21 protein-coding genes are annotated in these 20856 nt (G+C 72.3%); 11 read left to right on the top strand and 10 right to left on the bottom strand.

The features are described 5' to 3' along the window. Window positions 1-9: 9 nt before the first annotated feature. From B086_RS0137725 to B086_RS0137710, 4 genes are read left to right on the top strand one after another with little or no spacing between them, the layout of a single operon-like run. The gene (locus B086_RS0137725; RefSeq protein WP_018571625.1) at window positions 10-1548 is read left to right on the top strand and encodes a hypothetical protein; all 1539 of its coding nucleotides are present in this window, start codon (window positions 10-12) and stop codon (window positions 1546-1548) included. Between the two features lie 41 nt (window positions 1549-1589). Continuing rightward, window positions 1590-2333: an NUDIX hydrolase gene (locus tag B086_RS0137720; RefSeq protein ID WP_018571624.1), complete on the top strand. Its 744-nt coding sequence runs from the start codon at window positions 1590-1592 to the stop codon at window positions 2331-2333. A 52-nt stretch (window positions 2334-2385) separates the two neighbouring features. Beyond that, entirely contained in the window at window positions 2386-3651 is a 1266-nt protein-coding gene (locus tag B086_RS0137715; protein WP_018571623.1) for a VWA domain-containing protein, read from the top strand. Beyond that, window positions 3651-4466 (top strand): hypothetical protein, encoded by an 816-nt coding sequence (locus B086_RS0137710; protein ID WP_018571622.1) that lies wholly within the window; start codon window positions 3651-3653, stop codon window positions 4464-4466. The genes B086_RS0137715 and B086_RS0137710 overlap by 1 nt, the downstream gene beginning before the upstream one ends. 100 nt (window positions 4467-4566) lie before the next feature. Here the strand turns inward: B086_RS0137710 and B086_RS0137705 are convergent, their stop codons facing one another. Then, entirely contained in the window at window positions 4567-5193 is a 627-nt protein-coding gene (locus tag B086_RS0137705) for a winged helix-turn-helix transcriptional regulator (RefSeq protein WP_018571621.1), read from the bottom strand. Window positions 5194-5274: 81 nt separating this feature from the next. Between B086_RS0137705 and B086_RS0137700 the strand changes: the two genes are divergently transcribed. Next, a complete protein-coding gene (locus B086_RS0137700; RefSeq protein WP_018571620.1) occupies window positions 5275-6483 on the top strand; it encodes a pyridoxal phosphate-dependent aminotransferase in 1209 nt (402 codons plus the stop codon). Here the strand turns inward: B086_RS0137700 and B086_RS0137695 are convergent. After that, window positions 6471-7469, bottom strand: a complete 999-nt coding sequence (locus tag B086_RS0137695) for an AraC family transcriptional regulator (RefSeq protein WP_018571619.1) — start codon at window positions 7467-7469, stop codon at window positions 6471-6473. The genes B086_RS0137700 and B086_RS0137695 overlap by 13 nt on opposite strands. 388 nt (window positions 7470-7857) lie before the next feature. On the opposite strand from B086_RS0137695, the gene B086_RS0137690 reads away from it, so the two are divergent. From B086_RS0137690 to B086_RS0137680, 3 genes are all read left to right on the top strand, one after another. Continuing rightward, window positions 7858-8475 (top strand): histidine phosphatase family protein, encoded by a 618-nt coding sequence (locus tag B086_RS0137690; RefSeq protein ID WP_018571618.1) that lies wholly within the window; start codon window positions 7858-7860, stop codon window positions 8473-8475. 117 nt (window positions 8476-8592) lie between these two features. Beyond that, the gene (locus B086_RS0137685; RefSeq protein WP_018571617.1) at window positions 8593-9270 is read left to right on the top strand and encodes a hypothetical protein; all 678 of its coding nucleotides are present in this window, start codon (window positions 8593-8595) and stop codon (window positions 9268-9270) included. Window positions 9271-9341: 71 nt separating this feature from the next. Further along, window positions 9342-9764, top strand: a complete 423-nt coding sequence (locus B086_RS0137680; protein ID WP_026253190.1) for an acyl-CoA thioesterase — start codon at window positions 9342-9344, stop codon at window positions 9762-9764. A 70-nt stretch (window positions 9765-9834) separates the two neighbouring features. On the opposite strand, the gene B086_RS0137670 is transcribed toward B086_RS0137680, so the two are convergent. The 8 genes from B086_RS0137670 to B086_RS0137630 form a co-directional block, all read right to left on the bottom strand. Further along, the gene (locus tag B086_RS0137670; protein WP_051116000.1) at window positions 9835-11178 is read right to left on the bottom strand and encodes a nucleobase:cation symporter-2 family protein; all 1344 of its coding nucleotides are present in this window, start codon (window positions 11176-11178) and stop codon (window positions 9835-9837) included. Between the two features lie 400 nt (window positions 11179-11578). Beyond that, on the bottom strand, window positions 11579-12964 hold the full coding sequence (locus B086_RS0137660; RefSeq protein WP_018571613.1) for an 8-oxoguanine deaminase: 1386 nt from the start codon (window positions 12962-12964) through the stop codon (window positions 11579-11581). Window positions 12965-13033: 69 nt separating this feature from the next. Then, a complete protein-coding gene (locus tag B086_RS0137655) occupies window positions 13034-14443 on the bottom strand; it encodes a nucleobase:cation symporter-2 family protein (protein ID WP_026253189.1) in 1410 nt (469 codons plus the stop codon). A 65-nt stretch (window positions 14444-14508) separates the two neighbouring features. Further along, window positions 14509-15444 (bottom strand): factor-independent urate hydroxylase, encoded by a 936-nt coding sequence (gene pucL, locus B086_RS0137650; RefSeq protein WP_018571611.1) that lies wholly within the window; start codon window positions 15442-15444, stop codon window positions 14509-14511. A 7-nt stretch (window positions 15445-15451) separates the two neighbouring features. Further along, complete coding sequence (gene uraH / locus B086_RS0137645; protein WP_018571610.1) at window positions 15452-15853, bottom strand: hydroxyisourate hydrolase; 402 nt, start codon at window positions 15851-15853, stop codon at window positions 15452-15454. A gap of 32 nt (window positions 15854-15885) precedes the next feature. After that, entirely contained in the window at window positions 15886-16395 is a 510-nt protein-coding gene (uraD, locus tag B086_RS0137640; protein WP_018571609.1) for a 2-oxo-4-hydroxy-4-carboxy-5-ureidoimidazoline decarboxylase, read from the bottom strand. 144 nt (window positions 16396-16539) lie between these two features. Next, window positions 16540-16902: a helix-turn-helix domain-containing protein gene (locus B086_RS0137635; protein ID WP_018571608.1), complete on the bottom strand. Its 363-nt coding sequence runs from the start codon at window positions 16900-16902 to the stop codon at window positions 16540-16542. Further along, window positions 16899-17150, bottom strand: a complete 252-nt coding sequence (locus tag B086_RS0137630; RefSeq protein WP_037874618.1) for a hypothetical protein — start codon at window positions 17148-17150, stop codon at window positions 16899-16901. Before B086_RS0137630 ends, B086_RS0137635 begins: the two co-directional genes overlap by 4 nt. 169 nt (window positions 17151-17319) lie before the next feature. On the opposite strand from B086_RS0137630, the gene B086_RS0137625 reads away from it, so the two are divergent. From B086_RS0137625 to B086_RS0137615, 3 genes are all read left to right on the top strand, one after another. After that, a complete protein-coding gene (locus B086_RS0137625) occupies window positions 17320-18159 on the top strand; it encodes a TIM barrel protein (protein ID WP_018571606.1) in 840 nt (279 codons plus the stop codon). Window positions 18160-18200: 41 nt separating this feature from the next. Next, window positions 18201-19091: a 2-hydroxy-3-oxopropionate reductase gene (locus B086_RS0137620; RefSeq protein ID WP_018571605.1), complete on the top strand. Its 891-nt coding sequence runs from the start codon at window positions 18201-18203 to the stop codon at window positions 19089-19091. Window positions 19092-19301: 210 nt separating this feature from the next. Further along, a complete protein-coding gene (locus B086_RS0137615; RefSeq protein WP_018571604.1) occupies window positions 19302-20765 on the top strand; it encodes a catalase in 1464 nt (487 codons plus the stop codon). The last annotated feature ends 91 nt before the right edge of the window (window positions 20766-20856 follow it).

Here is a 20856-nt window from a genome sequence, read left to right as displayed (position 1 = left end):
GAGCGGAAGATGACTGACGTCGACAGCAGTGACGGTCTGATGAAGCCGATCCGTCCCGAACAGCTCGACCCGGGTGCGGTGATCGCGCAGTCGCTGGACAACCAATGGGTCCCGGCGCAGCTCACACGGCAGATGATCGAGCGGGGCGAGTCCCTCGACCAGGTCGGCCTGCTGCGCCGCCAGGAGGTGCGGGCCGAGTACTTCCGCAGTCTGATCAACGCCGGCCAGGTCGTGATCAACCGCGCGTACTTCTACAACAACGACGCGATCAACTGCGACCTCGTGGAGCAGGGCGAGTCCCGCACGGCGCACCAGCGGCTGCTCGCCTCGGGGGCCATCGTGCCCTTCCTGCTCGGTGAGCGGCATCCGGCCGAGGAGCCGCCGGACCGTCTGCATGTGCGGCGCGACGGGTTCACGGCCTGGCAGGAGACCCTGGAGGGGCTGCCCGCCACGGACCGGGTGCGCTGTGTGCGCATGTCCTGGGACGACTCGGCGGACGACCACGAGAACCGCGAGAGCACCCGGCTGCGGCTGTTCCAGCCGTTCGCCGAGAAGGTGCAGGGCCTGACCGCCAAGGACATCGACGTCCTGGCCGCCCAGACAGGGGTGGCCCGCGAGGACGCGGACCGGTTCGGGCGGCGGCTCGGCGAGGTGGTCGCCTTCAGCAACGACCTCAGGGTCAGCCGGCGGCCCGTGGTGCGCAACGCCCTGTACGAGGAGTTCGTGACGGTCCCCGGGACCAATGTCGCCGAGGGCAGGTACGACCGGAGCAAGCCCTTCGCGGCGCAGATCAAGCAGCTCCTCGACCTCGTCTACAACGTCAACCTGGCGGACGCGCTGGGCCGTTATCCGCTCACGCCCGGCGACAGCCTGCGGCGGGTGGTGCTCCAGGAGGCCCGGGAGGCGCGGGCCGCCACCGGTTTCGTCGAGGACCCCGAGCATCTGCTGACGTTCCTGCGGCGGCATGCCTTCGCCGCGGTCCAGGACCGGCTGACGCCCGCCGCGGTCAACGCGCTCACCCTCCAGGACATCTGGCGGCTGCGGCAGACCTCCGTGTGGAACGAGTACGTGCGGGCCTTCGGCGCGCTCACCGCCGCTCCCGACACCTTCGACGAGCGGGTGGGGCAGGTCTTCGACCGCTACGTCGGGCTCAACTCGGAGATCCTCAGGCTGGCCAGGGAGCGCGAGCGGGCCAGACCCGCCCCGTGGCGGCCGGTCGTGGAGGTCGTCGTCACCGTGGGGGCGGCCGTGTTCACCGCCGTCAGCGGCAGCGACCTGTGGGAGGTGGCGGGTTCGGTCCTGCCGCTCACGGTCAGCGGATCGCTGACGGGTTCGGTGCAGCTGGTGCTGCGCAACCGGATCGCCGGGCGGCAGGAACAGAGGTTCGCCCGTGAGATCGCCTCCGTGCGGCTGGCGAGTGAACGAGAATGGGCCCAGTTCCACGATCTGGTGCGGCGCCTGCCCGGCTACCGGGACGCGTCGGGCCCCGCCCCGACCGGCACGGCGTCCGCCACCACCCAGGACAACGAAGACCTGCCCGAGTACTGAGAAGGCCGGAGTCAGCCCTTGCACTGCCCGCGGAGCATCCCATGAACCGGTACGAGGCCCTGCGGCGGGCCGTTCCGCGGTGGTTCCGCGACGAACCGGGGGGCATCGGCATCCTCACGGACCCCGCCCTGGTCCGCCGGGCCCGGCGCCAGGTCACGGCAGCCGCACGGCAGCCGACGAGCGGATTCCCGGGGTCCCTGCGGGCCCGGCTCGCGGTGCTGCTGCGGCCGGTTCCCGCGGGTGTGGTGTCGGCCAACCGCCATCTGTGGTACCTGCGCGACCCGGTGCGTTTCCCGGACGGGCGCCTGGGACTGTACGACCGTCTGCTGCCGCCGCCGGACGCCTCCCCGGGCGTGGTGGTCCTGCCGCTGCTCGGCCCGGAGAGCGATGTCGTGCTGATCGAGCACTTCCGGCACGCCACACGGACCCGGCACTGGGAGGTGGTGCGCGGCTTCGGGGACCCGGGGGCCACCGGCGAGGAGAACGTCGCGCGGGAGCTCCGGGAGGAGATCGCGGCGGTGCCCACGGCGGTGGTCCCGCTCGGCGAACTCCATCCGGACACCGGGCTGCTGGCCCACCGCGTCGAGCTGTACGCCGCCCGGGTGGACGGCTTCGGCGACCCGGAGCGCGGCGAGGCGATCGACCGGATCCGCGCGGTGCCGTGGGCCGAGGCCGAGGCGATGGTGGCGGACGGGCGGATCACCGACGGGTTCACGGTCGCGGTGCTCTACCGGGCGCGGCTGGCGGGCCTGTTCGGCAAGGAGCCGGGGCCGGGGGCGGGGTAGGCCGCCGCCGCTCGTTTTGGAGCAACCACCGTCGGGTCAATAGGATCCGCCGATGATCACAAGACAACGGCTGGCGGCAGGAGTCTGTGCTCTGCTCGCCGCCCTGACGGCCGGGATCGCCTTTCCCGCCGGCGCGGTCGCCGACGAACCGGACGGCCGGGCAGCGCCGAAGGTCGAACTCGTCCTGGACGTCAGCGGTTCCATGCGCGCACGGGACATCGACGGCGGGACGCGGATGGCCGCGGCCAAGCAGGCCTTCAACGAGGTGCTGGACGCGACCCCCGAGGAGGTCCAGCTCGGCATCCGCACCCTCGGCGCCAACTACCGCGGCGACGACCGCAAGACGGGCTGCAAGGACACCGCGCAGCTCTACCCGGTCGGCCCGCTGAACCGCACCGAGGCGAAGGCGGCGGTGGCCACCCTGGCGCCGACCGGCTGGACCCCGATCGGACCCGCGCTGCTGAAGGCGGCGACCGATCTGGAGGGCGGCGACGGCGCCCGCCGTATCGTGCTGATCAGCGACGGCGAGGACACCTGCCAGCCGCTGGACCCGTGCGAAGTGGCCCGCGAGATAGCCGCCAAGGGCATCGGCCTGACCATCGACACCCTGGGCCTGGTGCCGGACGCCAAGACCCGTGACCAGCTCAGCTGCATCGCCGACGCGACCGGCGGCACCTACACCTCCGTCCGGCACAAGGAGGAACTGTCCGACCGGGTCGGCCAGTTGGTGGACCGCGCCGCCGACCCGGTGGTGACCCCGGTGGCCGCCCAGGGCGCCGCCGACTGCACCCGGGCGCCCGCGCTCAAGTCGGGCCTGTACACCGACCGCGAGGAGTTCGGGCAGCAGCGCTGGTACCGGGTGGACGTCAGGCCCGGCCAGGAGCTGCGGGCCTCGGTCAGCATCGCCGACGACCGCGCCGTGCGCCCCGACCACGGGATGCTGCTGCGGGCGGTGACCGTGCACGGGCGGGAGATCGTGCGCGGGGAGGCGGCCGGCACCGGCCGCACCGACGTGGTCTCCACGGGCCTGCGCTATCCGAAGCCGAAGAGCGACGACGACAACGCCCCGGCGGAGACGGTGTGCCTCCAGGTCACCAACTCCTTCGCGCCGACCGCCGGGGTGAAGACCACGCCGGGTCTGCCGCTGGAGCTGACCGTGGACGTGGTGGGCGCCCCCGACCCGTCGGGCGACGTGGCGGCGTTCGGACTCGGCCGCGGCTGGTGGCTGCTCGGCCTCCTGGTGCTGACCGGCTTCCTCGCCGGAGTGATCTGGGGCTGGCTCTCGCGCTGGCGCGTGGCGATCTGGAGGACCAACTGATGCGTCTCACCCGTGCGTTCGGCGCCGCACTGCTCGCCCTGGGGCTTGCGGCGGCCCCCGCGGTGGCCGACTCCTCGCCCTCGGCGAGCCCGTCCGGCGACAGCAAGGCCCCCTCGCAGGCGGGCACCTCCTTCCGTACGGCGACGGAGATCGAGCAGGGGCAGCGGGCCACCGCGAGCGCCTCCACCGGCGACTACCTGTACTGGTCGTTCCCCGCGGACGCCGGTCAGCGTCCCACCGTGCACGCGACGGTGAAGCTGCCCGAGCAGCACACCACGCAGACCTGGCAGGTCGACGTCTACGACGGGCTGCGCCGCCGCCAGTCGTGCCAGTACGGCGCCCAGACCCGCACCGCCGCCGCGGGCACCGCCTCGGTGGAGCTGGCCTGCGTCCTGCGCACGGTCCGCGCCTGGTCGGAGCCGTGGGCCAACGACCCGCTGCCCGGCACGTACTACATCCGGCTCACCGCGGTCGGCCTCCAGGCTTCGGACCTGGGCCTGCCGGTGAGCACGGAGGTCCGGGCGGAGTCCAAGCACATCGGCGGCCCCGCGGCCGTGGACGGTTCGCTGTCCCAGCCGCTGGTCCCCGGGATCGCGGTCACCTCGCAGCACGACGGCGGTGACAGCGGCGACGGCAAGAAGAAGACGGCGGTGCTGTCGAGCATCGAGCCGGACGGCGGCTGGTCGTCGGGCTGGTGGTCCGACCGGTGGGTGTGGTCCGGGATCGGCGCCGTGCTGGCCGCGCTCGCGGGCATCGGCGGCTACGCGCTGACCCGGGGCTCCGGGCGGCCCTCGCGGGTACCGCCGGGTGCCTGACGCTACGTCATGTCACTGATGCGACAGGCCCGTTCCGCTCCGGCGGGGCGGGCCTTCGCCGTGCCTGCCGCAGGGACCGTCACTCCGCCCGCGGCGACCGTCATCCCTCCCGCAGGGACTTGGCGAGCGGGCCGTCCCCGGTGACGGTCACCCGGCCCTCGCGCACCGCGTCCGCGAGATCCAGCTCGCCGCGCGCGAGCTCCGCGCAGGTGGCGGAGTCGAGGGCCAGGCGGGCGTCGGGCTCCCGGGGGGCGGGCCCGTCGCCGTACACGGCACCTTCCTCGTCCCGCGGGTACAGATGGAAGACGCCTTTCTCCAGGCGTACTTCGACGAGGCCGTCGCCCGCCAGCGGGCCCAGCAGGGGCAGCGCGAACCAGTGCGCGCGCACCGCGTCGGTCGGGCGCGGCTCGCCCAGCTCCGCCCGCCCCCACTCCCCCAGCGTCCGCAGTACCGGCAGCAACGCGCGCCCGCGCGGGGTGAGTTCGTAGACATGGGCGGCCCCGGGCGGCGGCAGCCGGCGCCTGCTCGTCAGCCCGTCGCGCTCCATGTCCTTCAGCCGGGAGGCGAGGACGTCGGTGCTCACCCCGGGCAGATCGGCGTGCAGGTCCGTGTAGCGGCGGGGACCGGCGAGCAGTTCCCGGACGATCAGCAGGGTCCAGCGGTCGCCGACCGCGTCGAGCGCGCGGGCCGCTGAGCAGTACTGGTCGTAGCTTCGGCGAGGTGACATGCGACGCAGTCTAGACATGTTGTTGGACTTTCCAAGCTCGCACTTGGTAAAACCAAGCAACACCACGAACCGGAGGGGCGCATGGAGTTCCGGCAGTCGAGCAAGCTCAACGAGGTCTGTTACGAGATCCGCGGCCCGGTGATCGAGCACGCCAACGCGCTGGAGGAGGCGGGGCACAGCGTGCTGCGCCTGAACACCGGCAACCCGGCGCTCTTCGGCTTCGAGGCGCCCGAGGAGATCGTCCAGGACATGATCCGGATGCTCCCGCGGGCGCACGGCTACACCGACTCGCGCGGGGTCCTCTCCGCCCGCCGCGCGGTCGCCCAGCGCTACCAGGCACGCGGCCTGGAGGTCGGCGTCGACGACGTCTTCCTCGGCAACGGCGTCTCGGAGCTGGTCTCCATGGCCGTACAGGCGCTGCTGGAGGACGGCGACGAGGTCCTGGTCCCCGCCCCGGACTACCCGCTGTGGACTGCCGTGACCACCCTGGCCGGCGGCAAGGCGGTCCACTACCGGTGCGACGAGCAGGCCGACTGGTACCCGGACCTGGACGACATGGCGTCGAAGATCACCGACCGGACCAGGGCCGTCGTGATCATCAACCCCAACAACCCGACGGGCGCGGTCTATCCGAAGGAGATCCTGGAGGGCATCCTCGACCTCGCCCGCAGGCACGGCCTGATGGTGTTCGCCGACGAGATCTACGACCAGATCCTCTACGACGACGCCGTGCACCACTCGACGGCCGCGCTCGCGCCCGACCTGGTGGTCCTGACCTTCTGCGGCCTGTCCAAGACGTACCGCGTGGCCGGGTTCCGCTCCGGCTGGCTGGTCGTGACCGGACCCCGGCAGGACGCCAGGGACTATCTGGAGGGCCTGACCATGCTGGCCTCCATGCGCCTGTGCCCCAACGCGCCCGCGCAGTACGCCATCCAGGCCGCGCTCGGCGGCCGCCAGTCCATCGGCGAACTGACCGTGCCCGGCGGCAGGCTGTACGAGCAGCGGAACATCGCCTGGGAGAAGCTCAACGAGATCCCGGGCGTCTCCTGCGTCAAGCCCCGGGGCGCCCTGTACGCGTTCGCCCGGCTCGACCCCGCGGTCCACAAGATCCACGACGACGAGCGGTTCGTCCTGGACCTGCTGCTCCGCGAGAAGATCCAGATCGTGCAGGGCACCGGCTTCAACTGGCCCACGCCCGACCACTTCCGCATCCTGACGCTCCCGCACGCGGATGTGCTGGAGACGGCGATCAGCAGGATCGGGCGGTTCCTCGACGGCTACCGGCAGTAGTGCCGGTGATCGCTCGGCGAGATCCCGTAGGCCGCCTTGAACGCCCGGGTGAAGGCGGAGGGGCGGGGCATTCCGCACCGCGCGGCGACGGCGTGGATCGGCAGGGCGCTCAGGGCCGGGTCGACGAGATCGCGGTACGCCTTCGCCAGCCGCTGCCGGCGGATGTACGCGGCGAGGGTCGTGCCCTGCGAGCCGCGGGTGAAGAGCCGGTGCAGATAGCTGACGGAGACATGGTGCGCCGCGGCGACCTTCGCCGGGGTCAGGCCGGGGTCGTGCAGGTGCCGCCGGACGAAGGCGCGCACGTCGTGGAGCATGGCCCGGTGCCGCGTCTGTTCCGGCAGCGCGTCCTCGGCGTCCAGCTCCCGCGCCAGGCAGGCGGACAGCAGGTCGGCCGCCACGGCGCCGAGCCGGGTCGCCTCGGCGGGCCGGAGCGCGGGCAGCTGGCGGTCCAGGGTGAGCAGGAACGCCGCCAGCACCGCGCCCGTGCCCTGCTGTCCCGGCAGCACCCGGCCGAGCAGATGGCGGACCCGGTGCGCGGGGATGGGCAGGGCCGACGCCGGCAGGTCGATGCCGATGCCCTCGGCGCGCGGGTGTCCCACTCCGGTGCCGGGGGTTCCGGCGAACCAGGAATCGTACGGCTGTGAGCTGGTCACCAGATGGAAATGGCCCGGTGTGAGCCGCTGTGTCCCTCCCGGACCGGCCGAGGCCACGGTTCCGTGGCCGGCCGTCAGCATCGTCAGGTGGTAGAGCTCGTCGTCGCACCGGCGGATCATCCGCTCGGTCCGCCTGACCCGGATCGAGGGGAACGCCGTCCGCAGGACGGCCACGGGGCCGAGCCGCGCCTGCCGCACGGTCGCGCTGAAGGTGGTGACATGGTCACTGGTCATCTCGGCGGCCCGGGTCCGCCCCATCACCTCCCGCCAGTGCTCGAAGCACTCGACCCCGTCCAGGACGTCGCTCCCGGCCGTCTCGGGTGTCACCGGCATCTCGTTCTCCCATCGCCTCGCCCCTGCTCCCGGCGGCCGCGAGGAAAGAAGTAGTTCACAGGTGAACAAGCGTATCGGCTCGAATCCGCGGGTCCCGTGGCGCGAGAGGTGGCCGTATCGGCTCCGGTGTGGACGCGATGGCAACAAGAGTCGACTCTGTGTCAACTCGGCGGAGCGGCTCCTTGGCATGCTTCCCCGTGCGGCCGCCGGTCCCGTACGGCTCGGGCCGTCGGGGGTCCACCTGTACGGGGGACAGGTGGACCCCCGGCCGGAATCGCGGTGAACGGCCCCGTACCGGCCGGACGGCGCACTCCCGGCTGCGGGCCCTCCCGGGCCGTGTCAGGGTGTCGTCGGCGGCGACGCGGCGACAGGGAAGGGACGGCCGGGCATGGGTGACCTCTTTCTCGTCCGGCACGGGGAGACCGAGTGGTCGCGCTCCGGGCGGCACACCGGCCGTACGGACGTCCCGCTCACCGAGCACGGGCGGGAGGAGGCGCGGCGGCTGGTGCCGCTGATCCGGTCGCACCGCATCGGTGCCGCGTTCGTCAGCCCGCTCCAGCGGGCCCGGGAGACGGCCGAGCTGATCGGGGTGCCGGACGCCCGCGTCGACGCGGACCTGCGGGAGTGGGACTACGGGGGCTACGAAGGGGTGACGACGCCCGAGATCCAGCGGACCCGGCCCGGCTGGTTCCTGTTCACGGACGGGGTCGCGCCGGGGCCGCCGGAACACCCCGGCGAGACGGTGGAGCAGGTCGGCGAGCGCGCCGACCGGATGCTGGCCAAGGTGGACGCCGCGTTCGCGAACACCGAGGGCGTCGTGCTGCTCGTCGCGCACGGGCACTTCCTGCGGGTGCTGACGGCCCGGCGGCTGGGTCTGCCCCCGGCGTCGGGCGCGCTGTTCCAGCTCGCCACCGGCACGGTGTGCCGGCTGGGCACCGAGCACGACCGGCCGGTGGTCGCGGGCTGGAACATCCGGCCGCCCGCACCGGCCGGATCATCGCACTGACGGTCCGTTCGGAAGGCCACGGCGCGTTGTCAGACCCGGGCCGTAGCCTTCTGAACGGGCCGGGGACTCCTTCCCGGCCCGCTCGTCCATGCCGGGGCCCCGGGGAGGGAGCACGCCGTGACACGACCGCCGACCGCCGCGCAGCGCCGGGTCGTCGACGCCGCCGATCCGGTGACCGGGCGGCTGCGGGGCACCGAGGCGCAGCTCGCGGCCCTGGTGGCCCGCGGGCTGGCCTTCCGGCACCCGCGCCCGCCGCACGACCATTTCCTGACCCCGGCGGGCCACCGGATACGCGAGGCGGGGCCCGCACCGGCGGTCCCCGCTCCCCCACCGGCGGCCCCCGGTCCCCCGGCGGACGTCCCGCCGTCCGCCGGTGTGTTCGCCGCCCGGGTCGGCGGCGAGGAGGACCAGGAAGCGGCGGGGGCGGCGGAGGTGTACGACGGGGCCGCGCGGGCGCGTGAGGTGCACAGCGCCTGGCAGGGGCTGCTGGAGCTGCGCCGGATGACCAACCCGGACGGCGCGGCGGAGCGGCCGTGCGGCTGGGAGCGCGCGCATCTGGTGCGGGCCGCCGCGCTGGCCCTGGAGGCGGCCGGGCTCCGTCCGGCGGGGGCGGCGGCGGACGGCTACCGGGTGCGGGCGACCCCGCAGCCCGAGGCGGTCGCGGTGTACGCGCCGGACGCGGAATTGCTGGCGGCCTGCGCGGCGGCGCTGGAACGGGCGGGCTGGCAGCCCGGCGTGTGCACGGAGCCGCGGACCCGGGTGCGCTACCTGCTGGCCTCCCCGCGCCGGGCGTGAGGGGCGTGCCAGGATCGGGGCGGTCGGAGGAGGACAGACGTCACAGGCGTGACGTACGAGAAGGGGATGCAGTGAGCAAGCCGTTTTCCGTCCCGGTGACCGTCCGGGGATACGAGACCGATGTGCAGGGACACCTCAACCAGGCCGTGTACCTCAACTACGCGGAGCACGCCCGCTGGTCGCTGCTCCAGGCGGCCGGCATCAGCCAGAGCGACCTGATCGCCACGGGCGTGGGACCGGTGGCGCTGGAGACGACCATCGGCTTCCGGCGGGAGCTGCTCGCCGGTGACGAGGCCGTGGTGAGCTGTGTGTTCGAGTGGGGCGAGGGCAAGACGTTCCGGATACACCAGACCGTCCGCAAGGCCGACGGCACGGTGGCCGCGGAGATCACCGCGGTCGGCGGGCTGCTGGACCTGACGGCACGCAGACTGGTGGCCGCTCCCCGGGACCGGTTCCGGGACCTCGCGAAGGATCCGGCGCTGCTGGGCCTGTGAGCCCGTCGCGCGGCGCCGCGCCGTGGGGGTGCGGCACCGGGCGGTGCCGTACCCCCGCGGGCGGGTGCGGTCAGTGCGTGGGGGCCGGCTGGGCGGCCTCCGCGATCTCCGTGCCGCTCTCCATCGGATGGGTGACGTCCTCCGCGTCCTGGCCCTTGCCGATGTGGTTGAAGAGCAGGTTCAGCGCGACGGCCACGACGCAGCCGGTGGAGATGCCCGAGTCCAGGACGATCCGGGCGGTCTCGGGGAAGGCGTGGTAGAACTCCGGCGCGGTGATCGGGATGATGCCGGCGGCGAGCGAGACGGCGACGATCAGGACGTTGTTGTCCTTGTCCAGGCCCGCCCTGACCAGCGTCTGGATACCGCTGGCGGCCACCGAGCCGAACAGCACCACGCCCGCGCCGCCCAGCACCGGCCGCGGTACGACGGCGATGAGGGAGGCGGCGGCCGGGCACAGGCCCATCAGCACCAGGAAGCCGCCGCCCGCGGCGACCACGTAGCGGCTGCGGATGCGGGTCATCGCGACCAGGCCGATGTTCTGGGCGAAGGCGCTGCACATGAAGCCGTTGAACAGGGGGCTGAGGGCCGAGCCGAGGGTGTCGGCGCGCAGGCCCGCCGCGATGGTCCGCTCGTCCGCCGGGCGTTCGACGATCTCGCCGAGGGCGAGCATGTCGGCGGTGGACTCGGTCATGCAGACCACCATGACGACGCACATCGACAGGATCGCGGCGACCTGGAACTGCGGGGCGCCGAAGTGGAAGGGCGTCGGGAAGCCGACCACGTCGGCGTCGGCGACCGGGCCGAAGTCCGTGGCGCCGAAGGGGATGGCGACCAGGGTGCCCAGGACCAGGCCGATCAGGACGGCGATCTGCTTGACGAAGCCGCGGGTGAAGCGGCGCAGCAGCAGGACCAGCAGGAGGGTGATGCCGGCCAGGGTCAGATTGGTGACCGAGCCGTAGTCGTGCGCGGCCGGGTTCGGGCCCTGGGCCCAGCCGAAGGCGACCGGCAGCAGGGAGACACCGATGAGGGTGATCACGCTGCCGGTGACGACCGGCGGGAAGAAGCGGATGGCCTTGCAGAACAGCGGGGCGCAGAGGAAGCCGAGGAGTCCGGCGACGATGACCGCGCCGAAGATGACGGGCAGCGCGTCGGACTTGTCCTTGGTGGAGGCGACGATCGCGGTCATCGGGGCGACACCGGCGAAGGTGACGCCGTTGACGAAGGGCAGCCGGGCGCCGATCTTCCAGATGCCGAGCGTCTGGAGGAAGGTGGCGAGGCCCGCGGTGAACAGGCACGCGCCGGTGAGGAAGGTGAGGTCACGGGCGCTCAGGCCGATGGCCGCGCCGACGATCAGGGGCGGGGCGACGACCCCCGCGTACATGGCGGCCACGTGCTGGAGGCCGCTGGTCGCCATCTTCAGGGCGGGGAGCTTCTCGTCGACGGGGTGGACGGGGGACTTGGCTGGCGCGGCCGGCGCGTCGGCGGTCGGTGCGGGCACGGCGGTTCCTCCGGTCGGTTGTCACGTCGGCTTTGACGTGGGTATCAAGGAGGTGATGCGTGGGCGTGGGGGGCCTCCCGCACGAGCGGGACCGGGAGCTCACGAGCGGGACCGAGAGCTGGGGAGGGAGCGGCCGGCGGACGGGCCGCTCCGGGTGACGGTGACCGTCCCGGGGCGCGCGTGTGCACGTGCGCCCCGGGGGCGGCCGCCGCGGACCCCGCTCGGGTCCGCGGCCACCGGCCGGGAGCCGTCCCTCCTGGCCGGAGTTCTTCGTCCGGCGGGTCCGCTTCGTGGTGTGCGGCCGGCCGGGGTCGGGTCAGTGCTGTGCGGCGATCCGCGCCAGGCGGCGGGCCTCTTCGCGGGTGGCGTGCGCGATGGCGTCCTCGTCGGCGTGCAGCAGGCGGCCGTTCTCGACGATCTGCCGGCCGTTGACGAAGGAGGCGGTGACCGGGGCGGCGGCGCCGAAGACCAGGGCGGTCACGGGGTCCGCGATGGAGGCGTGGGCCAGGGTGTCCAGCTTCCACAGCACGAGGTCGGCGAGCTTGCCGGCCTCCAGGGAGCCGGTCTGCGCGGCCCGGCCCAGCACCTGGGCGCCGCCGTAGGTGCCCAGGCGCAGCGCCTGCCGGGCGTTCAGGGCCGCCTCGCGGTGCGCGCCGAGACGGTTGATCAGCAGGGCGTTGCGCAGCTCGGTGTGGAGTTCGCCGGACTCGTTGGAGGCGGTGCCGTCGACGCCGAGGCCGACCGGGACGCCCGCGGCGAGCATGTCGGGGACCCGGGCGATGCCGGCCGCGAGGCGGGCGTTGGAGGACGGGCAGTGCGCCACACCGGTCTTCGTGCGGCCGAAGGCGGCGATGTCGGAGTCGGTCATGTGGACGCAGTGCGCCATCCACACGTCCTCGCCGAGCCAGCCCGTCGACTCGAAGTAGTCGGTGGGGCCCATGCCGAACAGCTCGTGGCAGAACTTCTCCTCCTCCACGGTCTCCGAGCCGTGGGTGTGCAGGCGCACGCCGAGCCGCCGGGCGAGTTCGGCGCCCTGGCGCATCAGTTCGGTGGAGACGGAGAAGGGCGAGCAGGGGGCGACGGCCACCTGGGTCATGGCGTCGAAGGAGGCGTCGTGGTGCTTCTTGACGGTCTCCTCGGTGGCGGCGAGGGCGCCCTCCAGCGTCTCCACGGCGAAGTCGGGCGGCAGGCCGCCGTCCTTCTCGCTGCGGTCCATCGAACCGCGGGCCAGCGTGAACCGGACGCCCATCTCGGAGGCGGCCCGGATGATCGCGCCGGACAGGTCGCCGGAGCCCTGCGGGAAGACGTAGTGGTGGTCCATGGCGGTGGTGACGCCGCCGCGGGCCATCATGGCGAGCGACCCCTGCGCCGCCGCGTACACCATCTCCTCGTCGATGCGGGCCCAGGTGGGGTAGAGCGCGACGAGCCAGTTGAACAGGTTGTGGTCGGTGGCCAGGCCCCGGGTGATCCACTGGTAGAAGTGGTGGTGGGTGTTGACCAGGCCGGGGGTGACGAGGTGGCCGCCGGCGTCGATGCGCCGCGCCACGTCCGTCAGGCCCGCGGGGGCCGGTCCGGCGCCGACGGACTCGATCCTGTTCCCGGCGATGACGAGGTGTCCGGAGGCGTACTCGGTGTCGTTCGCGTCGACGGTCGCGATGGCGGCGTTCTCGATGACGATGCGCGGGGCTGCCGATGGTGCCATGGCGCTTTCCTTGTCTTTCAGTGGCGGCCCGTGGGCGGGGATGGCCCACGGGGAGGGCACGGCAGGACCCTAGGAGGATTTGAGTGCCGGGGCCGTGCGGCTCCGGGTGCCGAGATGGTGGAAGAAGAGGTTGAGCAGGACGGCGACGAGTGCGCCGGCGCTGATCCCGGAGCCCAGGACGGTCTGCGCCCAGGCCGGGAACTCGGCGTAGAAGGTGGGCGCGGCCAGCGGGATGATGCCGGCGCCCAGGGCGACGGCGACCAGGATGATGTTGGAGCTGTCGTCGAGTCCGGCCTCGGAGAGCGTACGGATGCCGCTGACCGCGATGGAGCCGAACAGGACGATGCCCGCGCCGCCCAGCACCGGCATGGGCACCAGGGACACCACCGCGCCGAGCACGGGGAAGGCGCCGAGGACGAGCAGGGCGGCGCCGGCGGTGGCGACGACGTAGCGGCTGCGCACCCGGGTCAGCGAGACGACGCCGACGTTCTGGGCGAAGGCCGAGGTGGGGAAGCCGCCGAAGACGGGGCCGAGCAGGGTGGCGATGCCGTCGGTGCGCAGTCCGCGGGTGATGGTGCGGGCGTCGGCGCGGCGGTCGCAGATCTCGCCGAGGGCGAGCATCCCGGCGCTGGACTCGGTCATCAGCACCAGCATCACGATGCACAGGGAGAGGATCGCGGCGGGCTCGAAGACGGGGGCGCCGAAGGCGAAGGGGGTGGGCAGCGCGGCGACGGGTGCGGAGCGGATGCCGCTGAAGTCGGCCATCCCGAAGGGCATGGCGGCCAGCGTGCCGATCAACAGGCCGAAGAGCAGGGCGACTTGCTTGACGAAGCCGCGGCCGAAGCGCTGGATCAGCAGGATGACGACCAGGGTGAAGGCGGCCAGCGCGAGGTTCCTCATGGCGCCGAAGTCGGCGGCGGTCTTGTCGCCGCCCTGGGCCCAGCCGACCGGTACGGGCATCAGGGTGACCCCGATGAGGGTGATCACCACACCGGTGACGAGCGGCGGGAAGTAGCGCAGCAGGCGTCCGAAGAACGGTCCGACGGCCAGGCAGAAGACACCGGCGACCATCACCGCGCCGTAGATGGCGGGGAGTTGGCGGCCCGGGGAGTTGGTCTCGGCGATCGCGAGGATGGGGGCGATGCCCGCGGAGGAGGCGGCGTTGACGAAGGGCAGGCGGTTGCCGACGAGGCCCTTGACGCCGATGGTCTGGAGAATGGTGGCCACACCGGCGATGAGCAGGGAGGCGGCGATCAGCCGGGTGCGGGCCGCGATGTCGAGCCCGCAGGCCTGGCCGATGATGAGCGGAGGAGTGACAACGCCCGCGTACATCGCGGCGATGTGCTGGAGCGCGGCGGGGACGAGCCGCGAGGGGTGGAGCTTCTCGTCCACCGGGTGCACGGACGTGACGGCGTCCTCGGTGTGCACCGGCGGGGTGGAACAGGAGCCTTTCGCCGGCTCCGTTGCAGGCTGTGCCATGGTGTTCCCTCCGGTGTGGCGTGCCGCCGGCCCGGTGGGGCCGGGCCGGCGGCGCGCGTCCCGCGTCAGAGGTTGGTCATGTCGACCGGGATGAGTTGCTCGGCTCCGTCGCGCAGGATGGTGGCCTCGATCAGGCCGTAGGGGCGGTCGGCGGCGTAGTACACGGCGCCGTCCTTGGCCTCGTTGTCGATCCCGAACGGCGAGAGGTCCGAACGGAAGTGGTGCTTGTTGGGCATCGAGAAGCGGATCTCGTCGACCTCGTCACGGGAGTTCAGCACCCGTACGCCCATCTCGAACAGGGTCTGCTGGAGGGAGTACGAGTAGGTCTCGGCGAACGCCTGGAGGGCGTGCTTGCGCACCCCGCCGTAGGAGCGGTCCCAGTCCGGGGCGTGCGAGTCGACGCCGTCCCAGTTGTGCCGCCACCAGGTGGCGACGGTGGTGGCGAGGATGCGGTCGTGGTCCTCGGGCAGGGTGGTGTACTTGTCCTTCAGGAAGCCGAAGAACTCGGAGTTGGTCGAGTTCAGGACGGTGAGGTCCTTGAACCCGGAGAGCACCTGGATGCCGTGGCCGTCGTAGGTGATCTGCGCGACGCGGGTCTCCTGGCCCTTGCGGACGAAGGAGTGGGCGATCTCGTCGGCGCCGACGAAGCGGGCGCCGCCCTTGGAGGTCTCGATCCGCTCCCAGGAGTACTCCTCGATGCGGATGCGGGCCCGGTGGATGGGCTCGTTGTCGTCCACGAAGTGGCGGGCGAGCTTGACGCCGAGGTCCTCGGCGCTCTGGATCCCGTGCTCCTTGGCGAAGGCGAACACCGTGTTCTTGGTGGTGTCGGTCGGCAGGACGTTCGCGTTGGAACCGCTGCGGTGGACCTCCTCCATGTCGCCGGAGAGGGCGACGGAGACGTTCAGGTCCTTGATGTGGTGCGTGTCGCCGTCCCGCGTGATCTTGACGACGCGGTTCTCTGCCTTGCCGTACTGGTTCTGTCCCAGGACGAAACGGGTCATGTGTCGGTCAGCTCCCTCGGTAAACGGAGTAGCCGAACGGGTTGAGCAGCAGCGGAACGTGGTAGTGCTCCCCGGGCACCACCGCGAAGGCGATGGTCACCTCGGGGAAGAACACCGGCCGGCCGTTCTCGCTGTCCCGGAGCGCGGGGGCGTCCTGCTGGGCCGCGGCTTGTTTCTTGGCGAAGTACGTCTCGGTGTCGAAGCCGAGCCGCACGTGTGTGGTCCCCTCCGGCAGGGCCGGCAGGTCCTTGCACCGCCCGTCCGCGTCGGTCGCGGAACCGCCGAGCGTCTGCCAGTCGGCGTCCCGGCCCGAGCGGGCGGAGAGCTGGACGGCGACGCCCCCGGCGGGGCGGCCGACGCTGGTGTCCAGGATGTGGGTGGACACGGAGGCGGTGGTCTCGGTGCTCATGGTTTCCTCTTCGGGCGTCTTCGAGCAGGTGCTCAGGCGTCTTCGAGCAGGCGCGCGAGCCGGATGCGGTTGATCTTCCCCAGCTCGGTGCGGACGATCTCCCGTTCCTGCTCCGGCGCGTTGCCGATCCGCTCCTTCACCGCGTCCCGCATCTGCTCACCGGTCCGGCCGGTGGCGCAGATGAGGAACACATGGCCGAACTTCTCCTGGTAGGCCAGGTTCAGTTCGAGCATCTCCTCCTTGAGGGCCTCGGAGGCGCCGGCCATACCGCTCTGTTCGCGGGCCGAGGTCGGGTCGCCGGGCTTGGGGCGGCCGATCGGCGGATGGCCGGACATGGCCTGTGCGAGGTCCGCCGCCGTCAGCTCGGCCATGGCGGCGTCACTGGCGGTGTACAGGTCCTCGGCACTGGCGTGGGGGCGGGCGGCGAGCAGCCGCTCGGCCCATGCCGTGGAGGCGCACGCCTCCAGGAGCGCGGCACGGGCCGCGGCATCCGGGAGAGTGTTGAAGCGGGCGAGGCCCGACGGCGTGGAAGTCGTAGTCACGGGAGCCTCCGTGGCCGCGAACGGCCTGTGTGCTGAACGGGCTGCGGATAGCTAACGCTCTCCGAAACACTGCGTCAACAGTTTGTTGAAAATTCCGCGCAAAGCCCGGAGCGGCTCCCCTGCACTCCTCCCGGTCGGGGCGGCTCAGCCCTCCTTGTCCCGGTTGAGGTAGTTGTAGACGGTGAAGCGGCTGACCCCGAGCGCGCTCGCCACGGTCTCCACCCCGTGCCGCACGGAGAAGGCGCCGCGCGCCTCCAGGACCCGTACGACCTCCTGCTTGGACCTGCGGTCCAGGTCGGCGAGCGGCATGCCCTCGCGGCGCTCCATGGCGGCCAGGATGTGGTCGAGGGAGTCGGCCAGCTGGGGCAGGCGCACACCGACGGCGTCCACCCCCTCCCAGGCGAGCACGACGTCGTCGGGTCCGGCCTGCTCCGGCGGGAGCAGCTCGCCGCCGATCGCGTCGATCAGCGGTTTCACGGCCGCGATGAACGGCTCCTGCCCGGTCACCTATCGCCCTCCCCGATCACGTTGACCTGGAGCGAGATCCGGGTGGCGCCCGCCGCCAGGCTCCTGCGCAGCAGGGTGTCCACGGCGCTCAGCACGGCGTCGGCGCCGCCTTCCGCGGTGTTGCCGAAAGGGCCGACGTCCACGGCGTCCAGCGCGGCGCCCTCCACGACCTCGCGGGCCACCACCGCGTGCGCGGGGGCCTGGTCCAGGTCGAAGGGTTCGGTCGTGAACTCCACTCTCAATCGCACGCGCTCAACCTAACGCGCAAGGCCGGTTTCCGGGCGGGTCCGGGCGATCCGGGGACCGTCCGCCGCCGGCGCCCTCTTGACAAGCCGCGACACCCGACGGCAGTCTTCCATTAAGCAGAAACGAACTTCCGTCATACGGAATAACGACACGGAAGGGAGCGCGGCCCCGATGGGATTCGCAGACCAGCGCTTCAACGTCAACCTGTCGATCCTCTTCACGGAACTCCCGCTCCTGGAGCGCCCCGCGGCCGCCGCCGCGGCCGGCTTCACCGCGGTCGAGCTGTGGTGGCCCTGGATCGACACCCCCACCCCCGAGCAGTCCGAGCTGGACGCCCTCAGGAAGGCGATCGAGGACGCGGGCGTCCGGCTCACCGGCCTGAACTTCTACGCGGGCAGGCTCCCCGGCCCCGACCGCGGCGCCCTGTCGGTGCCCGGCGAGGAGTCGGAGCGGTTCCGCGCCAACATCGACGTGGCCGTGGAATTCGCCCGCTCGCTCGGCTGCACGGCGCTCAACGCGCTGTACGGCAACCGGGTCGAGGGCGTGGACCCGGCCGAGCAGGACGCGCTCGCCCTGGAGAACCTGGTCCTGGCGGCCCGCGCCGCCGACCGGATCGGCGCGATCGTCCTGATCGAGGCGCTGAACAAGCCCGAGTCGCCGCTGTGCCCGCTGGTGAGCGCGCCCGCCGCCGTCGAGGTCGTGGACCGGGTGAACGCCGCGACCGGCCTGGGCAACGCCCGCTTCCTGATGGATCTGTACCACCTGTCGATGAACGGCGAGGACCTGCCCGCGGTGATCGACCGGTACGCCGCGAAGACCGGGCATGTGCAGATCGCCGACAACCCCGGGCGCGGCGCCCCCGGCACCGGTTCGCTGCCCCTGGAGGACCTGCTCGACCGGCTCGCCAAGGCCGGATACGACGGGTGGGTCGGCCTGGAGTACAAGCCCGGCGACCGGCCGAGCGCCGAGGCCTTCGACTGGCTGCCCGCCGGCGCCCGCGCGGCCCGCTGACCCTCCACAACACCAGAGCTTTTCAGAGAGGCACCCCCGTCATGAGCACTCTTCCCAAGGTTTCCTGGATCGGCCTCGGCATCATGGGCTCCCCCATGTCCGAGAACCTGATCAAGGCGGGCTACCAGGTCACCGGCTTCACCCTGGAGCAGGAGAAGCTGGATCGGCTGACCGCCGCCGGCGGCACCGCGGCCGGTTCGATCGCCGAGGCGGTCGCGGACGCCGACGTGATCATCACGATGGTGCCCGCCTCCCCGCAGGTCGAGGCCATCGCCTACGGCCCGGACGGCATCCTGGAGAACGCGCGCTCCGGCGCGCTCCTGATCGACATGTCCTCGATCACCCCGCAGACCTCGATCGACCTGGCGAAGGCCGCGCAGGACAAGGGCATCCGCGTGCTGGACGCCCCCGTCTCCGGCGGCGAGGCGGGCGCGATCGAGGCGGTGCTGTCCATCATGGTCGGCGGCGGTCAGGCCGACTTCGACGAGGCCAAGCCGCTCTTCGACGCCCTGGGCCGGACCATCGTGCTGTGCGGTCCGCACGGCTCGGGCCAGACCGTGAAGGCGGCCAACCAGCTGATCGTCGCGGTGAACATCCAGGCGTGCGCCGAGGCCGTGGTCTTCCTGGAGAAGTCCGGCGTGGACCTCGCGGCGGCCCTGGACGTGCTGAACGGCGGCCTGGCCGGCTCCACCGTGCTGACCCGCAAGAAGGACAACTTCCTCGACCGGGACTTCAAGCCGGGCTTCCGCATCGACCTGCACCACAAGGACATGGGCATCGTCACCGACGCCGCCCGCAGCGTCGGTGCCGCCCTGCCGGTCGGCGCCGTGGTCGCCCAGCTGGTCGCCTCGCTGCGCGCCCAGGGCGACGGCGGCCTGGACCACTCGGCCCTGCTGCGGGCCGTGGAGCGCCTGTCCGGCGCCCGGGTCTGACCGGCGCCCCCGCAGGCCGGTCCCACAGCTCCGGGGGGCGCCGCCGCCGACATCTGTCCTGTCGCGCCCAGGCGGCGGCGTCCACCGGTCAGCCTCCGGCAGCAGCCCCGCGGGCGGGAATTCAACAAACTGTTGACGTCCCGAACGCCCAAATCTAGGCTCCACGAAGCGGAAACAAGTTTCCGCTGCCCCTCGCATGGAAGGTCCACGATGTCGCAGCGCGTGCTCACGACCGAGTCCGGCGCCCCGGTCGCCGACAACCAGAACTCCGCCTCCGCCGGCATCGGCGGCCCGCTCCTCCTCCAGGACCAGCACCTTCTGGAGAAGCTGGCGCGCTTCAACCGCGAGCGCATCCCGGAGCGCGTGGTGCACGCCCGCGGCTCGGGCGCCTACGGCCACTTCGAGGTGACCGACGACGTCACCGGGTTCACCCACGCCGCCTTCCTGGACACGATCGGCAAGCGCACCGAGGTGTTCGCGCGCTTCTCCACGGTGGCCGACAGCCTCGGCGGCGCGGACGCGGTGCGCGACCCGCGCGGCTTCGCGCTGAAGTTCTACACCGAGGAGGGCAACTACGACCTCGTCGGCAACAACACCCCGGTGTTCTTCATCAAGGACCCGATCAAGTTCCCCGACTTCATCCACTCGCAGAAGCGCGACCCGTTCACCGGCCGCCAGGAGCCGGACAACGTCTGGGACTTCTGGGCGCACGCCCCCGAGGCCACACACCAGGTGACCTGGCTGATGGGCGACCGCGGCATCCCGGCGTCGTACCGCCACATGAACGGCTACGGCTCGCACACCTACCAGTGGACGAACGCCGAGGGCGAGGCGTTCTTCGTCAAGTACCACTTCAAGACGGACCAGGGCATCCGCAGCCTGACCGCCGAGCAGGCCCAGGAACTCGCCGGCAAGGACGGCAGCTCCCACCAGACCGACCTGCTCCAGGCCATCGAGCGCGGGGTGCACCCGTCCTGGACGCTGTACGTCCAGCTCATGCCCGCGGCCCAGGCGGACGGCTACCGCTTCAACCCGTTCGACCTGACCAAGGTGTGGCCGCACCGGGACTACCCGCTCCAGCGGGTGGGCCGCCTGGTCCTGGACCGCAACCCGGACAACGTGTTCGCCGAGGTCGAGCAGGCCGCGTTCTCCCCGAACAACTTCGTGCCCGGCATCGGCCCGTCCCCGGACAAGATGCTCCAGGGCCGGCTGTTCGCCTACGCCGACGCGCACCGCTACCGCCTGGGCGTCAACCACACCCAGCTCGCGGTGAACGCTCCCAGGGCCGTGCCCGGCGGCGCCGCCAACTACGGCCGGGACGGTCTGATGGCGGCCAACTCCCAGGGCCGGCACGCCAAGAACTACGAGCCGAACTCCTACGACGGCCCGGTGGAGACCGGCCGGCCGCTCGCGGCGCCGCTGGCCGTCAGCGGCCACACCGGCACCCACGAGGCACCGGCGCACACCAAGGACGACGACTTCGTGCAGGCGGGCGAGCTGTACCGGCTGATGTCCGAGGCCGAGAAGGAGCGCCTGGTCGCGAACATCGCGGGCGGTCTCTCGCAGGTCTCCCGCCAGGACGTCGTCGAGAAGAACCTCGCGCACTTCCACGCCGCCGACCCCGAGTACGGCAAGCGCGTGGAGGCGGCGGTCCGCGCCCTGCGCGAGGACTGACCCACCAGCCGCGTCCGGCCGCCCGACGGGGAGGTCGGGAGCCGGACGCGTACGCCCCGCGCGGGCGCCGGGCGACCCGGATGAGGGGTGG

Origin of the sequence: Streptomyces sp. PsTaAH-124, assembly GCF_000373685.1 — a bacterium.
Classification (GTDB): Bacteria; Actinomycetota; Actinomycetes; order Streptomycetales; family Streptomycetaceae; genus Streptomyces; species Streptomyces andamanensis.
Note: the sequence above shows the minus strand (reverse complement) of the source record. Positions and strands in the feature narration are given on the sequence as shown.

Excerpts from the sequence above, each read along its gene's own strand:
- pucL (WP_018571611.1), bottom strand. The coding sequence starts at position 15,444 with ATGACCCGTTTCGTCCTGGGACAGAACCAGTACGGCAAGGCAGAGAAC.
- B086_RS0137695 (WP_018571619.1), bottom strand. The coding sequence starts at position 7,469 with ATGCCGGTGACACCCGAGACGGCCGGGAGCGACGTCCTGGACGGGGTC.
- B086_RS0137655 (WP_026253189.1), bottom strand. The coding sequence starts at position 14,443 with ATGGCACAGCCTGCAACGGAGCCGGCGAAAGGCTCCTGTTCCACCCCG.
- B086_RS0137710 (WP_018571622.1), top strand. The coding sequence starts at position 3,651 with ATGCGTCTCACCCGTGCGTTCGGCGCCGCACTGCTCGCCCTGGGGCTT.
- B086_RS0137715 (WP_018571623.1), top strand. The coding sequence starts at position 2,386 with ATGATCACAAGACAACGGCTGGCGGCAGGAGTCTGTGCTCTGCTCGCC.
- B086_RS0137615 (WP_018571604.1), top strand. The coding sequence starts at position 19,302 with ATGTCGCAGCGCGTGCTCACGACCGAGTCCGGCGCCCCGGTCGCCGAC.
- B086_RS0137725 (WP_018571625.1), top strand. The coding sequence starts at position 10 with ATGACTGACGTCGACAGCAGTGACGGTCTGATGAAGCCGATCCGTCCC.
- B086_RS0137620 (WP_018571605.1), top strand. The coding sequence starts at position 18,201 with ATGAGCACTCTTCCCAAGGTTTCCTGGATCGGCCTCGGCATCATGGGC.
- uraH (WP_018571610.1), bottom strand. The coding sequence starts at position 15,853 with ATGAGCACCGAGACCACCGCCTCCGTGTCCACCCACATCCTGGACACC.
- B086_RS0137700 (WP_018571620.1), top strand. The coding sequence starts at position 5,275 with ATGGAGTTCCGGCAGTCGAGCAAGCTCAACGAGGTCTGTTACGAGATC.
- B086_RS0137670 (WP_051116000.1), bottom strand. The coding sequence starts at position 11,178 with ATGGCGACCAGCGGCCTCCAGCACGTGGCCGCCATGTACGCGGGGGTC.
- B086_RS0137690 (WP_018571618.1), top strand. The coding sequence starts at position 7,858 with ATGGGTGACCTCTTTCTCGTCCGGCACGGGGAGACCGAGTGGTCGCGC.
- B086_RS0137705 (WP_018571621.1), bottom strand. The coding sequence starts at position 5,193 with ATGTCACCTCGCCGAAGCTACGACCAGTACTGCTCAGCGGCCCGCGCG.
- B086_RS0137660 (WP_018571613.1), bottom strand. The coding sequence starts at position 12,964 with ATGGCACCATCGGCAGCCCCGCGCATCGTCATCGAGAACGCCGCCATC.
- B086_RS0137720 (WP_018571624.1), top strand. The coding sequence starts at position 1,590 with ATGAACCGGTACGAGGCCCTGCGGCGGGCCGTTCCGCGGTGGTTCCGC.
- B086_RS0137625 (WP_018571606.1), top strand. The coding sequence starts at position 17,320 with ATGGGATTCGCAGACCAGCGCTTCAACGTCAACCTGTCGATCCTCTTC.